13 protein-coding genes are annotated in these 13,710 nt (G+C 65.3%); 9 read left to right on the forward strand and 4 right to left on the reverse strand.

All coding sequences use genetic code 11. The features are described 5' to 3' along the window. The first annotated feature begins 156 nt into the window (after positions 1-156). The 6 genes from HFP48_RS06320 to HFP48_RS06345 all read left to right on the forward strand — a co-directional run bounded on the left by HFP48_RS06320 (position 157) and on the right by HFP48_RS06345 (position 5,849). Positions 157-1,506 (forward strand): MFS transporter, encoded by a 1,350-nt coding sequence (locus tag HFP48_RS06320; protein ID WP_168579237.1) that lies wholly within the window; start codon positions 157-159, stop codon positions 1,504-1,506. Between the two features lie 280 nt (positions 1,507-1,786). Further along, on the forward strand, positions 1,787-1,933 hold the full coding sequence (locus HFP48_RS06325; RefSeq protein WP_081636967.1) for a DUF1059 domain-containing protein: 147 nt from the start codon (positions 1,787-1,789) through the stop codon (positions 1,931-1,933). A 254-nt stretch (positions 1,934-2,187) separates the two neighbouring features. Beyond that, the gene (locus HFP48_RS06330; protein ID WP_029541648.1) at positions 2,188-3,069 is read left to right on the forward strand and encodes an SDR family NAD(P)-dependent oxidoreductase; all 882 of its coding nucleotides are present in this window, start codon (positions 2,188-2,190) and stop codon (positions 3,067-3,069) included. 2 nt (positions 3,070-3,071) lie between these two features. Next, positions 3,072-3,305 carry a ferredoxin gene (locus HFP48_RS06335; RefSeq protein ID WP_006936280.1) on the forward strand — a complete coding sequence of 78 codons (234 nt, stop codon included), beginning with the start codon at positions 3,072-3,074 and terminating at the stop codon, positions 3,303-3,305. A 40-nt stretch (positions 3,306-3,345) separates the two neighbouring features. Beyond that, a complete protein-coding gene (locus tag HFP48_RS06340; protein WP_006936278.1) occupies positions 3,346-4,569 on the forward strand; it encodes a cytochrome P450 in 1,224 nt (407 codons plus the stop codon). 20 nt (positions 4,570-4,589) lie between these two features. Further along, positions 4,590-5,849, forward strand: a complete 1,260-nt coding sequence (locus HFP48_RS06345) for a cytochrome P450 (protein ID WP_050034670.1) — start codon at positions 4,590-4,592, stop codon at positions 5,847-5,849. Positions 5,850-5,901: 52 nt separating this feature from the next. Here HFP48_RS06345 and HFP48_RS06350 read toward each other — a convergent pair whose 3' ends face one another. Both HFP48_RS06350 and HFP48_RS06355 read right to left on the reverse strand, forming a co-directional pair. Next, entirely contained in the window at positions 5,902-7,053 is a 1,152-nt protein-coding gene (locus HFP48_RS06350) for an acyl-CoA dehydrogenase family protein (RefSeq protein ID WP_029541658.1), read from the reverse strand. 52 nt (positions 7,054-7,105) lie between these two features. Next, positions 7,106-8,275 carry an aromatic-ring-hydroxylating dioxygenase subunit alpha gene (locus tag HFP48_RS06355; RefSeq protein ID WP_006936272.1) on the reverse strand — a complete coding sequence of 390 codons (1,170 nt, stop codon included), beginning with the start codon at positions 8,273-8,275 and terminating at the stop codon, positions 7,106-7,108. 164 nt (positions 8,276-8,439) lie between these two features. Between HFP48_RS06355 and HFP48_RS06360 the strand changes: the two genes are divergently transcribed. The 3 genes from HFP48_RS06360 to HFP48_RS06370 all read left to right on the forward strand — a co-directional run bounded on the left by HFP48_RS06360 (position 8,440) and on the right by HFP48_RS06370 (position 11,941). Then, positions 8,440-9,474, forward strand: a complete 1,035-nt coding sequence (locus tag HFP48_RS06360) for a GNAT family N-acetyltransferase (protein WP_029541661.1) — start codon at positions 8,440-8,442, stop codon at positions 9,472-9,474. Between the two features lie 126 nt (positions 9,475-9,600). Beyond that, positions 9,601-10,425 carry a mycofactocin-coupled SDR family oxidoreductase gene (locus HFP48_RS06365; RefSeq protein ID WP_006936270.1) on the forward strand — a complete coding sequence of 275 codons (825 nt, stop codon included), beginning with the start codon at positions 9,601-9,603 and terminating at the stop codon, positions 10,423-10,425. Between the two features lie 19 nt (positions 10,426-10,444). Beyond that, on the forward strand, positions 10,445-11,941 hold the full coding sequence (locus tag HFP48_RS06370) for an aldehyde dehydrogenase (RefSeq protein WP_029541665.1): 1,497 nt from the start codon (positions 10,445-10,447) through the stop codon (positions 11,939-11,941). Positions 11,942-12,088: 147 nt separating this feature from the next. On the opposite strand, the gene HFP48_RS06375 is transcribed toward HFP48_RS06370, so the two are convergent. Beyond that, entirely contained in the window at positions 12,089-12,751 is a 663-nt protein-coding gene (locus HFP48_RS06375) for a TetR family transcriptional regulator (protein ID WP_029541668.1), read from the reverse strand. 86 nt (positions 12,752-12,837) lie between these two features. Further along, positions 12,838-13,701 carry an alpha/beta hydrolase gene (locus tag HFP48_RS06380; RefSeq protein WP_050034672.1) on the reverse strand — a complete coding sequence of 288 codons (864 nt, stop codon included), beginning with the start codon at positions 13,699-13,701 and terminating at the stop codon, positions 12,838-12,840. Positions 13,702-13,710: the final 9 nt, after the last annotated feature.

The following is a 13,710-nucleotide window of genomic DNA, read 5'->3' on the forward strand; positions in this document are numbered from 1 at the left end:
GGTGGTAAAGAGCGTCTCCCGCAGCCCCGCACCTCGACGGTCGCGATGGGCTTGCAATCGAACGATTCTGCCCCGTTGTCGACACACGTCGACAACCGCCACTCGCGCGTTCGTCGGCATCGAACCCAGATACCCCACAACCCGAAGGAACCCAACATGTCGCAGATCTCCGGCCCGGGGAAGGAAAGGGCCGTCTCGGGTGCCCGATCCGTGGTCCTCACCTGCTTGGCCATCACCATCCTCGATGGTGTCGACCTCATCATGTTCGGCGCGGTGCTTCCGACGTTGCTGGAAATCGAACAGTGGGGGATCACCACCGCCTCGGCAGGGTTGATCGGCAGCTTGTCGCTGTTCGGAATGATGGCCGGCGCAATGCTGGCCGGCTACCTCACGGACCTCGTCGGCCGGCGACCGATCGTGCTCGCCTGCATTGTGAGCTTCAGTCTGTTCACCGGGTTATGTGCCATTGCACCGAATCTCGAGACCTTCGGCCTCTTCCGGTTGCTTGCCGGCCTCGGCTTCGGCGGAGCCCTCCCCACCCTGATTGCGCTCACCCAGGAATACGTCAAGGTAGACCGACGGCAGTTCTACAACGGCGTCATCCAAACCGGTTTTCCCATCGGCGGGTGCGTGGTCGCCATCGCCGCCATCTTCATGATCCCTGCCTTCGGCTGGGAATCGATGTTCGCAGTGGGTGGCCTCCTTGGGGTCGTGTTGTTCGTCATCGCATACCGAAGCCTGCCCGAATCGATCGCTTTCCTCGTGAGCAAGGGCCGGCACGATGAGGCCCGCGCGTTGACGCAGCGTTACTCGGTTGATCACGGTGCCGAATCCGGCCTGGCCCTGGAGGAGTCGAAAACCGCGAATGCCGGTTCCAAGTCGGGTCTCGAGCTCCTGTTCGCACCCGGATACAGGATCGCGACGATCATGTTCCCGCTCATCACCTTCTTCGGCCTTCTCGTCTCGTACGGCATGAACACCTGGATTCCTCAGATGCTGAGGGCCTCCGGCTACGATCTCGGGTCCGCGTTGACGTTCCTGCTCGCCTTCAACATCGGTAGCGGGTTCGGCATGGTGGTCATCACCGGTCTGGCGGATCGATTGGGATCGCGTCCGGTGATCTCGGTGAGCTTTGTCGGGGGAGCGATCGCAGTGTCCGCCCTGACCCTGCAGCCGGCACAGGCACTCGTGTTCGGGTTGGTTCTGCTGATCGGCTTCTGTGCGTCCTCCACGACGGGTGTTTACGGATTCGTCGGGGTCTTCTACCCGGCCGCCGCGCGTGGCACAGCGCTCGGACTGGCGGTGGGGCTGGGCCGGTTGGGTGGTGTCTGCGGGCCCATTCTCACCGGAATGATCATGAGCTCTGCGCTCGGAGCGGACTGGGCCTACTACGCCTTCGCGTTCGCTGGAGTGGCTGCCGCAGTGCTGGTGTCGTTGGTTCCCCGAAGGACCAATGCCATGCATCGGACGGACGCGCCTGTCGAAAAGGCCGCGGAGCCTGCCTGATCGATTCCGAAACGTGAGGGGGCTGGGGGACGGAGGCGCGCACGGGGCCTTCGTCTGCGACCCGAGCTTCGCGACGTTCCTGCTGTGTCGCACTGGGCGGCTCTATCGACAGCAGGCGACCGGCATCAGGGCTCCGGCGGTTGTGTAACCTACGTACGTTAGATATTGTGGTGTGATGTCGCCCACATCCGGCCGGCGCTCCCGAGTCTCTCGGTCGACGAGGGCGGACAGGGGTGTCACCGACCGTACCGATGGCGCAGAAGGGCCGACTGCTATGAGAATGAAGACGAGATTGACCTGCCCGTGTGGAACCGTGGTCACGGGCACGGATGAAGACGACCTCGTTGCAAGGGCTCGGTCGCACCTGAGCGAGTCACATCCCGGAATGGAGTACTCGCGCGATGAGATTCTCTTCATCGCGTACTAGCAGTGTCGCGTACCGGCAGTGTTTCGCCAATGGTCAAGCGGCTGTTCATCAACGACATCGATGCGGTGAGGAGTCGATTCCCGCGCAAGGGTCCTCGACACGTCGATCCGGCTCGGCTGATTTACAAAGAACGATTGACGTATCACTTCTCATGTATGTAAGCTGAATCACATGACGGTGCGAACCCTGTAGGGAAGTCGCCGTCCTCCAGCATCTTCCATCCCTCTGTTACATGTTCGAGCTGAGGAGCTTTGATGAAACTCGAAGGTAAGGTCGCGCTGATCACCGGTGCCGGGTCCGGGTTGGGACGCGAGGCGTCGCAGTTGTTCGCGTCGGAGGGCGCGAAGATCGCGGTGGTCGATATCGATCCGGAGCGTGCGAAGGGCACGGTCGAGTTGGTCGAGCAGCAGGGTGGTTCGGCGATCGCGGTCACCGCCGATGTGCGCGTCGAGCAGCAGGTGGTCGATGCGGTGGCGGCGACGGTGGCGGCGTTCGGCAAGCTCGACATCGCGTGGGCCAATGCCGGGATCGTCTCGCGCGGTGGTGTGCCGTCCGTTGCGGGCGGTGAGCAGGTCGAGTTCCAGGATCTGACGGACGCGGACTGGCAGGACGTCATCGGGGTGAACCTGTCCGGCGTGTTCTACACCGCGAAGGCGGCGGTGCCGGCGTTGCGGGCCAATGGTGGCGGTGTCATCCTGGCGACCTCGTCGGCGGCGTCGTTCGTGGCGTACCACAGCATCGCAGCGTATTCGGCGACGAAGGCCGGTGTGAACGGGATGGTTCGCGGTCTGAGCCTGGATCTGGGCAAGTACGGGATCCGGGTGAATGCGATCGCCCCGACGCACGGGATGTCGCCGAACTTCCTGGCGCCGGCCGGTGCTCCGGTGGTGGGGCAGTCGTACGAGGAGGTCGCCGGTCCGTGGGACCCGAGTGTCTCGCCGATTCCGCTCAAGCTCAATCGTCCGCCGTCGCTGAAGGACAATGCGCGGGCTGCGTTGTTCCTCGTGTCGGACGAGTCGGCATACATCTCCGGTGTCACCCTGCCGACCACCGACGGCGGCACCTTGTCTCGTGTGGCGATGATGTTCCCCGAAGACGGGAACAACCCGCCGCCGATGGTCACCGGCGAGGAATGACGATGACTGCCCACGACACGGAAGCGCAGTCAGGCACGCGCCGACTCGTCGTGGATCGGTCGGCGTGCGCCGGGCACGGCCTCTGTTACGGCCGCGCCCCCGAAATCATCGACTGCGACGATGCCGGATACCCGGTGCTCGTGCAGGAAACGCTCAGGACCGAGGAGCACATCGTGGCGGCCGAGGAGGCCGTCGCGATGTGCCCCGAACGAGCCCTGAGCCTCGAAACACTCTGACTTCTCGAGCAACACAGACCCTTCGAACGGGGCGATCAGCATGACCATCACCGACGAAATGTCGACACCTGTCGTCGACTTCGACATCTACGACCCGTCGCTCACGGACCCGGTGGACACCGTGCAGGAGAAGGTCGCCGAACTCGCGGCCAAAGGCCCTGTCGTCTACTCGACCGCGCACGGCGGCCACTGGATCGTCACCCGGTACAAGGAGCTCCACGAGGTCCTCCGCGACCCGGAAACCTTCTCGAGTTACCCGAACAACCTCGTCAATGCCGGGGACGGCAAATTTCTGCCGCTCGAGCTCGACCCGCCGGAGCACACCGGATATCGGGTGGCCCTGCAGCCGCTGTTCTCCCCGAACCGGATGAAGGCGCTGTCCGAGCAGATCCGGGGCGTGGTCAACGAACTGATCGACAGTTTCGCGGGCAAGGGTGAGGCGGAGTTCATCGCCGACTTCGCGCACGAGCTGCCCACCCGCGTCTTCCTCGCGTTGATGGACTGGCCACTCGAGGACGCCCCGATACTCACCGAGGCCACCGACACCGCCCTGATGGGCAAGCCCGGCGCCAGCGAGGACGAGTCGGCGAAGGCACGCGCCGAGGCAGCCCAGCAGATGTTCGCCTACTTCCAGAAGATCGTCGACGAGCGTCGCGCGAACCCCGGTGAGGATGTCACCTCCGCACTCATCCGCACCGAGGTCGACCTCGAGGACGGCAAGCGACTGCTCACCGACGAAGAGCTGACCCGCATGTTCTTCCTCCTGCTCATCGCAGGTCTGCACACCGTTCAGGGATCGCTGGCCTGGGCCGTGATCCACCTGGTGAACAATCCTCGTCAGCGCGCCGCGCTCATCGAGGACGACTCGCTGATCCCGAACGCCGTCGAGGAGGTCCTGCGGATCGAGGCTGCAGTGAGTATGGGCCGCCGTGCGACCCGCGACGTCGAACTCGGCGGGGCGAAGATCAAGGCCGGCGACCAGTTGCTGCTGGTGCTCTGTTCGGCCAACCGCGACGGAAGCGAATTCGAGGATCCCGACGAGTTCGTGATCGACCGGTCACCGAACCGGCACCTGACATTCGGTGCCGGTCCGCACCGGTGCCTGGGCTCACATCTGGCCCGCATCGAACTGTCGATCGCGCTCGAGGAACTGCACCGCCGGATTCCGGACTACGAACTCGTCGAATCCGATCCGCCGATCCTGCACGCAACGCAGGTGCGGGGCTGCTTGCGGCTTCCGATCAGGTTCACACCGACGACCTGAGCGTCGGATCGGTAGGTTCCATGGATTCAGAAGGGTGCAACGCGTTGACTGCCAGTAACGTATCCGAGGATCTGCTCGTCGACTTCGACGTGTACGACCCAGCTCTCGCCGCTCCGGTCGATGTCTTCCAGGAAAAGGCCGCCGAACTCCGTGCCCGCGGACCGATCGTCTACTCCCCGCACCACGGTGGGCACTGGATCGTCACGCGGTACGCGGACATCTTCCGCATCCTGCGCGATGCCGAGACGTTCTCCAGCTATCCGAACAACCTGGTCGATGCCGGCCAGGGCAAGTTCATCCCGGTCGAGATCGATCCGCCCGAGCACACGCAGTATCGTCAGGCGCTTCAGCCACTGTTCGGTCCGGCGCGGATGAAAGAGCTCGAGCCGAGGATCCGCGAGATCATCAACCAACTGATCGACGGCTTCGCGGACTCCGGCCGGTGCGAATTCGTTGCCGAGTTCGCGCATGCGCTGCCGACTCGTGTCTTCCTCAGTCTCATGGGCTGGCCTCTCGACGATGCCGAACAGTTCACGGAGTGGACGGATATTGCGCTCCAGGGGATTCCGGGAGCCGGCGAGGAGGAATCCGCCCGTGCCCGGGCAGAAGCGGCAACGAACGTGTTCGAGTACTTCGGTGCATTCGTGGATCGGGTGCGTTCCGGGCAGGAGGACTCGGAGAGCGTCACCGCACAGATCATCGATACCCCGATCCGGATGGACGGAGTCGAGCGGCACCTCACTGACGAGGAACTGCGCCGCATGTTCTTCCTGCTGCTCATTGCCGGACTGCACACGGTGCAGGGTTCACTCGGTTGGGCCATGGTGCACCTTGCGAACAACCCGGTGCAACGGCAGGCGCTCATCGACGACAGCAGCCTGGTGCCGGACGCAGTCGAGGAGATCCTCCGCATCGAAGCCGCCGTCAGCATGGGCCGGCGGGCCACCCGCGATGTCGAGATCGCCGGCGTCAACATCAAGGCCGACGATCAATTGTTGCTCCTGCTGTGTGCGGCCAACCGCGACGAAGCCGAGTTCGACAATCCGGACGCGTTCGTGATCGATCGTGGCCCGAACAGGCATCTGTCGTTCGGCGCAGGGCCGCATCGGTGCCTCGGGTCTCACCTCGCCCGCCTCGAGCTCACCTTGGCGATGGAGGAGATACATCGGAGAATCCCCGACTACGCGCTGGTCGACAGTGATCCGCCGTTGATGCACGGCACGTCGGTGCGTGGTTGCGTGCGGCTACCGCTCACGTTCACACCGGAATCGCGAAGCTGACACGAGGAAGGGGACCCGATTCGATCGGGTCCCCTTCCTCGTGTGCCGGGGCTCAGGCCTTCAGCAGATCACGGTGGATGATTTCCTTCATGATCTCGTTGGTGCCACCATAGATCCGCTGGATGCGGGCGTCGATGAAGGCCTTCGCGACCGGGTATTCCATCATGTAGCCGTAGCCGCCGTGGAACTGCACACCGGCGTCGATCACACGGCCCTGCAACTCGGTGGCCCACAGCTTCGCCTTGGACGCGTCGACCGCGGTGAGCGTGCCCTTGTTGTGTTCCCGGACGCAGCGATCGAGGTAACTGCGTGAGACCTCCACCGCCGTCTGCAGTTCCGCGAGAGTGAAGCCCATTCCCTGGAACTCGCCGATGCGCTTGCCGAAGGCGGTGCGTTCCTTGACGTAGTCGAGTGTCCAGCTCATGACGGCCTCGGCGGACACCTGCGCGGCGATGCCGATACCGAGCCGCTCCAGCGGAAGGCTCTGCATGAGGTAGCCGAAGCCCTGCCCCAGCTCGCCGAGCACATTCTCCTTGGGAACGCGGACATCCTCGAAGAACAACTCGGCCGTGTCCTGGGCGTGCAGACCGACCTTGTCGAGCTTGCGGCCGCGGGAGAACCCGGGCGTTCCGTCTTCGACCACGAAGAGGCTGAACCCTCGCGAACCGGCTGCGGGGTCGGTCTTGGCGAAGACGATGACGAGGTCGGCCAGGATGCCGCTCGTGATGAACGTCTTGGACCCGTTGAGGACCCAATGGTCGCCGTCGCGCACTGCGGTGGTGGTGATGCCCCGCAGGTCGCTGCCGGCGGCCGGTTCGCTCATCGCGATCGCGCCGATCGTCTCGCCCGTGACGAATCCGGGCAACCACCGCTGCTTCTGCTCATCGGTGGCATGGCGGAGCAGGTAGTTGAGGACGATGTCGTCGTTGGTCGAGAACCCGGACTGCAGCGCGGACGCGCCCACCCGCGCAATCTCGGACTGGATCACGACGCGAAAGCGGTAATCGAGCTCGCCGGGCCCGCCGTACTGCTCAGGGACGCTCAGGCCCAGCAGTCCTTGCTTACCCGCGGCGAGCCAGGTTTCCCGGTCGATGAGCCGGTCGGCGTCCCACTTCTCGAGATTTGGGACGACGTGCTTGTCGACGAAGCTCCGCACGGAGTCGCGAAACAGTTCGTGGTCGTGTTCGAAGAGATCGCTCTCCATGTAATCCTCCTGATGCGGGGCGCCCGCAGGCGCCCCGCTGTGGTGTTCGGTGTCAGTTCTCGCCGACGAGTTTCTGGATCTCGCGGCGGAAGACCTGGTTGGCAACCTCGTTGCGGCCCAGGAGCATGTTGCCGGCGTTCGCGCTGTCCATGGCGACCTGCGAACCACGCAGGATCGGGAAGTCCTCGTTGTGGAGGACCGCGATCAGGATCTCGACGTTCTTGTCCCAGATCCGATTCCAGCGCTCCTCGGTCATGCCGCTGTCTTCGAGCGTCGGTGCGATCAGACGGATCTCCATGTGGCAGCGCTGCGGATCGCTCCGGTGGGGGCGGAAGGTGAGCAGCTGGAAATGGTCGGGCTGCTTGAGCAGGGTGCTGTTGGGACCCACCAGGTGGCTTTCCGTCACGTGCTCGGCGAGGCTGCGATCGCCGGGGTCTTCCTCGATCCACCGGTCGATGGTCTTGCGGAGATTGAGGAACCGGCAGTGATGTCCGAAGTCCTCGAAGGCCATGACGTTGGTGTGGATGTGCTTGGCGGCGGTGTTCGGGTGCGCGTACTGGATGTGGTAGCCGTCGAGGAACGCGTCCTGCATCAGCTTCCAGTTGACGGGCTCGTCGAAGCGCTGAACTCGGGTAGTCACCATTTTGTCCATGCCGTATGACCCCATGATCGAGTCCATTTCGGGGCCGAGCCAGTCTGCGACATCGATGGTGGCGTCGGCGTCGTCGACAACCCAGACGAATCCGTGACGTTCCTCGGTCGGGAGTTGCACGAGGTTCCGTTCGGAACGGTCGGCGTCACCGAACGTGTTGTCGCGGGTGATGGTGCGCAGCGCGCCGTCGGTGTCGTAGGACCAGCGATGGTACGGGCAGGAGAACAGGCGGCAACGGCCCTTCTCCTCCTTCTCGACCATCGCGCCGCGGTGACGACATTGGTTCACCAGGGTTTTGACGCTGCCGTCGCGCTGACGGACGACGATGACATTGTTCCGCGGCAACTGGAGGGTGACGAAATCGCCCGCGCGGGGGATCTCGGAGCCGTGGATGATGATCGACGGAACCCGGCCGAAGACACGCTCGCGTTCGAGCTTGGCGATCTCCGGATCGGTGAACTCGACGGGTTCGAACCACGTGACGTGCTCGAATTCGTCGGTGGTGTCGTTGCGCAGATGGTCGAGAGCGCGGCGAATGCGTTCCTCGCGGGGAATTCCGACCTCTGTCATGGCTGCCCTCCAGGCGGTGGTTCGGATCGATGACGCTAAATCTAACTCAAGTAGTTTTAAGTGTAAACCCCGGACCGGTTGCGGGTGGCGCTTCGGCCGTTGCGGCCCTATACCGATCGGCATTAGATTTATGAGAACTGACCCGCAGATGAGGAGCGAACAGGATGATCTCGTATCAGTGGTGTTCGGAACTGGATTCCGGCGATCGGGACGAGGTGCTGGCTCTTGTCGCCGCGGCCGCCGAGTACGACGAGGAAGCCGGGTTCTCGCGGATCCACCCCGGTGATGTGACCTCGACGAGTCGCGACGGCGTCCGCGTCTCCCATCTGCCGATCAAGGCGCGCAAGGACCTGAGCGCGCGCGACGACGCGCCGCTGGTGATTGTGGCGTACCTGCACCTGCAGGTGGACGGCGAGGGGCTGGGTACCGTGCAGTTCGTCGTCCATCCGGACTACCGGTCGCGCGGTGTGGCCACGATGCTGGTCGAGGAGATCGGCCTGGGCACGACAGCGGACGGCGGCTGGGAGCGCACCGGTGCGGTGGCTCTGCGCTGCTGGGCGTACAGCACGCACCCCGCGTCCGAACGTCTCGCGCGACGGTTCGGCATCCCGGCGGTGGGCAGGCTGTGGACGTTGTTCCGCCACCTGTCCGGCCCGTTCGCGATCCCGCTCGACGAGGTCGCGGCGCCCGAGGGCATCACGACGGGCGACGCGCGTCCGCTCGGTGATCCGGCGGTGTCGCGGGCGATCGACGAGGTGCTGGACGCGGCGTCGCTCGTACCCGCGCAACGCGAGCGCCTCGCCGACGAGATCCGCCTCGGTTCCGGCAATGTGCTGGTCGCAACCGACTCTTCGGGAGCGAAGGTGGGGTTCGTGTGGTCCGATCCGGCGCTGTCCACCCACCTCGAGTTGGATGCGGCGTCGGTCCGGGCGCTCGTGCTCACGGAGACCGCCCGCGGGGCGGGCCTCGGGATGACGCTCCTCACGATGGCACTCGGGGCGCTGCGCGACGCGGGGGCCCAGATCGCCCTGATTCGTATCGACCCGGACGACGCGGGGGCGGTGCGCATGTGCCGGTTGATGGCATTCGAGCAGGAGGGGGAACATTCCTGCTACCAGGTCGGCGAGTGGGCCGAGGCGCCCAGCTTCCGAGTCCGCCCGGGTGAGACGAGCGACGAATCTTGTCCGACGTTGACCTAAAGGGTTTAGGCAACTACCGTCTGTGGTGCGCCTCACACTGATGTGTGGGTCCCCAACTTCACTACGTTCCCACGCACGGGCGCTTGCCCGCCCGGAGCTGGGGCGTGCAATCGGAGGAGAACACTCATGGGTCGACTCGAAGGCAAGGTCGCTTTCATCACCGGTGCGGCGCGAGGCCAGGGGCGCTCGCACGCCGTCCGGCTCGCCGAAGAGGGGGCATCCGTCATCGCGATGGACATCTGCGACCAGATCCCCACGGTCTTCTATCCGATGGCGACCAGCGACGACCTTGCCGAGACCGAGCGGCTGGTCAAGGAGGCCGGAGGCTCGATCGTCGCGTCCATTGGAGACGTCCGCAACATCGAGGATGTCCAGCGGGCCTACGACGCGGGCATCGCACAGTTCGGCAAGGTCGACATCGTGCTGCCGAACGCCGGCATCATGCCGGTGATCGGTCCCGGTGAACAGCGCCAGGCATGGCACGACGCAATCGACACCATGCTCACCGGGGTATGGCACGTGCTCGAGGTGACGGTGCCGCACCTCGTCGAACGGGGGGAGGGCGGGTCGATCATCATCACGAGTTCTGCGGCCGGCCTGACGAGCATCGGGCTGAACACCCTCCCCGGTCAGGTCGGGTACAGCGCCGCCAAGCACGGTGTTGTCGGTCTCATGCGGATCTACGCGAAACAGCTTGCCCCGCACAGCATTCGGGTGAACACTGTGCACCCGACCGGCGTGAACACGCCTATGGTGGCGAACGCGGAGTACGGCGAGTTCGTCAACTCCCATCCCGAGGTTGCCGCCGACGAGTCGTACAAGAACCCGATGCCGGTCGAATTGATCGAGGCCGTCGACATCAGCAACGCGATCGTCTACCTCGCCTCCGACGAGGCTCGTTACGTCACCGGTGTCACGTTCCCGGTCGACGCCGGCTACAACATCCGCTGAAGCGAAGGAGCTTTCACATATGACCACCACCGAAGCCTCGACGGGTACCACCCCGTCGATCGCCGACCGCGAACAGGTTTTCATCGGCGGCCGCTGGGTCGATTCGACCGGCGGCGAATGGGTCGACGTCGTCGACTCGTTCACCGAGGAGAAGGTCGCGCGGGTGCGCACCGCCACGGTCGAAGACGTCGCCAAAGCGGTTGCCGCAGCGCGTGAATCGTTCGACAAGGGCGAGTGGTCGTCTCGCAGCATGGCAGAGCGCGCCGATGTCGTCGACGCCATCGCCGACCGCCTCGAACGGCGGGTGGACGAGCTCACCCCGATCGGGGTCATCGAGGTCGGCGTGCCTGTGAGCGTCAGCCGGCCGACCCAGGAGATGGTCGGCGGGTTGTTCCGTGCGGTGGCCGCTGTGGCCCGCACGTTCGAGACCACCGAGGAGCGTCCGCGCGCAGCGGGCGGTGTCTCGCGCATCGTGAAGGAACCGACGGGCGTCGTTGCCGCGATCATCCCGTGGAACGGCCCGGTCGGCACGATCGCGTTCAAGCTCGCCCCGGCGCTGGCCGCGGGCTGCTCGGTCGTGCTCAAGACCGCACCGGAGGCACCGCTCTCGCCGTCGGTGTTCGCGGACATCATCGCCGAGCTGGTCGCGGAAGGTCGCATTCCCGAGGGGGTCGTCAGCGTGCTGTGCGCCGACCGCGAGGTGTCGGAGACGCTCGTGACCAACCCCGACGTCGACCACGTCACCTTCACCGGCAGCACCGCGGCGGGCCGGCGCATCATGTCGCTGGCAGGCGAGCGCATCGCGCGTGTCTCGCTCGAACTCGGCGGCAAGTCCGCGGCGATCATCCTCGACGACGCCGACATCAACCACGTGGTGCAGACGCTCCCCATGGGGGGCTGCATGCAGTCCGGTCAGGCGTGCATCGCCCTCTCGCGCGTGCTCGTCTCCCGCAAGCGTCACGACGAGGTGCTCGAGGTCCTGAAGGCCGCGTATGGCGCGTTGCCGATCGGCAACCCGTGGGAGCCGACCAATTTCCTCGGCCCGCTCGCGTCGAAGCGACAGCAGGATCGCGTCCTGGGATACATCGACATCGCGAAGGAGGACGGCGCGAAAGTCGTGCTCGGCGGCGGTCGACCGGAGGGATTCGACAAGGGCTTCTTCGTCGCACCGACACTGCTCGACAACGTCGACCCCGACTCCCGGATCGCGCAGGAAGAGGTCTTCGGTCCGGTCATCTCGGTGATCACCTACGAAGACGAAGAGGACGCCATCGCGATCGCCAACAACTCGATGTACGGGCTGTCGGGTGCGGTGTACACGGAGGACATCGACCACGGGTTCGAGGTTGCGCGGCGCATCCGCACCGGCACCATCAGCGTGAACACCGCGACGATGGACTTCACCCTGCCGTTCGGCGGCTATAAGCAGTCCGGCGTGGGCCGTGAGGGCGGCCTCGAAGGTCTCGAGGAGTTCTTCGAGATCAAGACCGTCCACATGCCCGCTCCGGCCCGGTAGGACCGACGACGACGCCCCGCGATTCGATCCGCGGGGCGTCGTCGTTGCGTCGTGGGTGGTCGTACGACTGCCGATCAGGTCAGTGGGCCGACACGCTCGGTGGGCCGACACGCTCGGTGGGCCGACACGCTCAGTGGGCCGACACGCTCAGTGGGCCGACACGCTCAGTTGGCTCTTGTCCGCGATCTCTACCTGAGCGTTGCGCACCACGCCGTGGAGGAAGCTGCGGATCATCTCCTCGAACAACTGCCGGGAGGTCATCTCGTTCTCGGCGAGAGCCCGCGCCAGCAGCGGCTGCGACTCCGGGTCGACGTTCGGGAAGATCGTGTTCTTCGTACTCGGCTTGCGCATCGCCTCGGTGAGCACTGCGCCCAGCGTCAAACGCTCCATGCCGTCGAGAATCTGGACGTGCAGGCGGGCCGGCACGCCGGACTCCTCCAGGAATCGGGCAGTGTCCTCGTAGGTGCCGATCAGCAGATCACGCGGAAGATACTGGAGCAGGATCGGCGCGGCATTGCGGTGCTTGAGGATCGACTGACGCAGATTCATGCTCAGCGTCACGAAGTACTCGGGCCAGTCCGGGCCGGGCCTGCGGCGTGGCAGGGTGCCGGCGCCGGCAATCTGTCGCGCGACAGCCTGGAGGATTTCCGACTTGTCGGCGAAGTGGTGGTAGAGGGAGGGCGCCCGTACCCCGAGGTGCTTCGCCAGCCGCGGCAGGCTGAAGGCATCGAGTCCCTCGGAGTCGATGATCTCGATGGAAGCCGCCACCGCGGACGCGCGACTGATGAGAGGCTTCGACGGTCGGGCCATCATCTACTTTCAGCTCGTGCGGTCCACCGGGCGGGTCTGCCCGGCGGGTGACCTATAGATGCTATCTGTTCCGGTCCGGCCGGTGGTTACGCCGTGAGGACGGCCTCGTCGAGGAACTCGACCAGGCCGCGGCTCAACACGTCGTTGTCGTCGCCGCCCACCATGTGCCCGGCACCGCCCACGTCGATGTACCGCGCCCCGGGGATCAGTTCCAGGAGTTCGCGCGCACCTTCGATGCTGACGACGTCGGACTGGGCACCACGAATCAGGAGGGTCGGAACCGCGACGGCGCGCGCCGCGGCCCGGGCCCGCTCCTCGCGCTCCGCGGCAGCATCCGGAAGGTTCGTCCGATGCGACAGCATCCGCGGATCCCAGTGCCAGTACCAGCGACCGTCTCGCTCGCGCATGTTCTTACGCAACCCCTCCACCCGCGGCGGACGGCTCCGGTGCGGGTTGTACGCGATCACGGCGTCGAGCGCGTCGTGCAGGCTGTCGAAGCCCGCCAGTCCCGCGCGCATGAATCCGGTGATCTTGGCCAACCCCTCGGGTTCGGCCTTCGGGGTGATATCCACCAGCACCAGCGCGCGGGAGAGCCCCGGATTGTCTCCTTCGGCGACGAGTGAGGCCATACCGCCCATCGACGCTCCCACGAGCACCGGTGGCTCACCGAGTTCGTCGACGATCGTGCAGATGTCGCGCGCGTGTGCGTCGGAGCTGTAGTCGCCGTCGTCGGCCCATCCGCTGTGGCCGTGCCCGCGCGCGTCGATCGCGTATGAGCGCCATCCTTGTTCCGAGAGGCGGATTCCGGTGCGCTGCCACGAGTGCCTCGTCTGCCCGCCGCCGTGCAACAGCAGGACGGTCCCCTTCCGCTCGGACGGGGGCTCCCAGACATCGGCGACCAGGGAAACGCCGTCGCCCCGAAGTGTGGTCACGGTGCTGGAGATCGTCATCGTTTCGCC

Origin of the sequence: Rhodococcus sp. DMU1 (assembly GCF_012272955.1) — a bacterium.
GTDB classification, from domain to species: Bacteria; Actinomycetota; Actinomycetes; order Mycobacteriales; family Mycobacteriaceae; genus Rhodococcus; species Rhodococcus aetherivorans.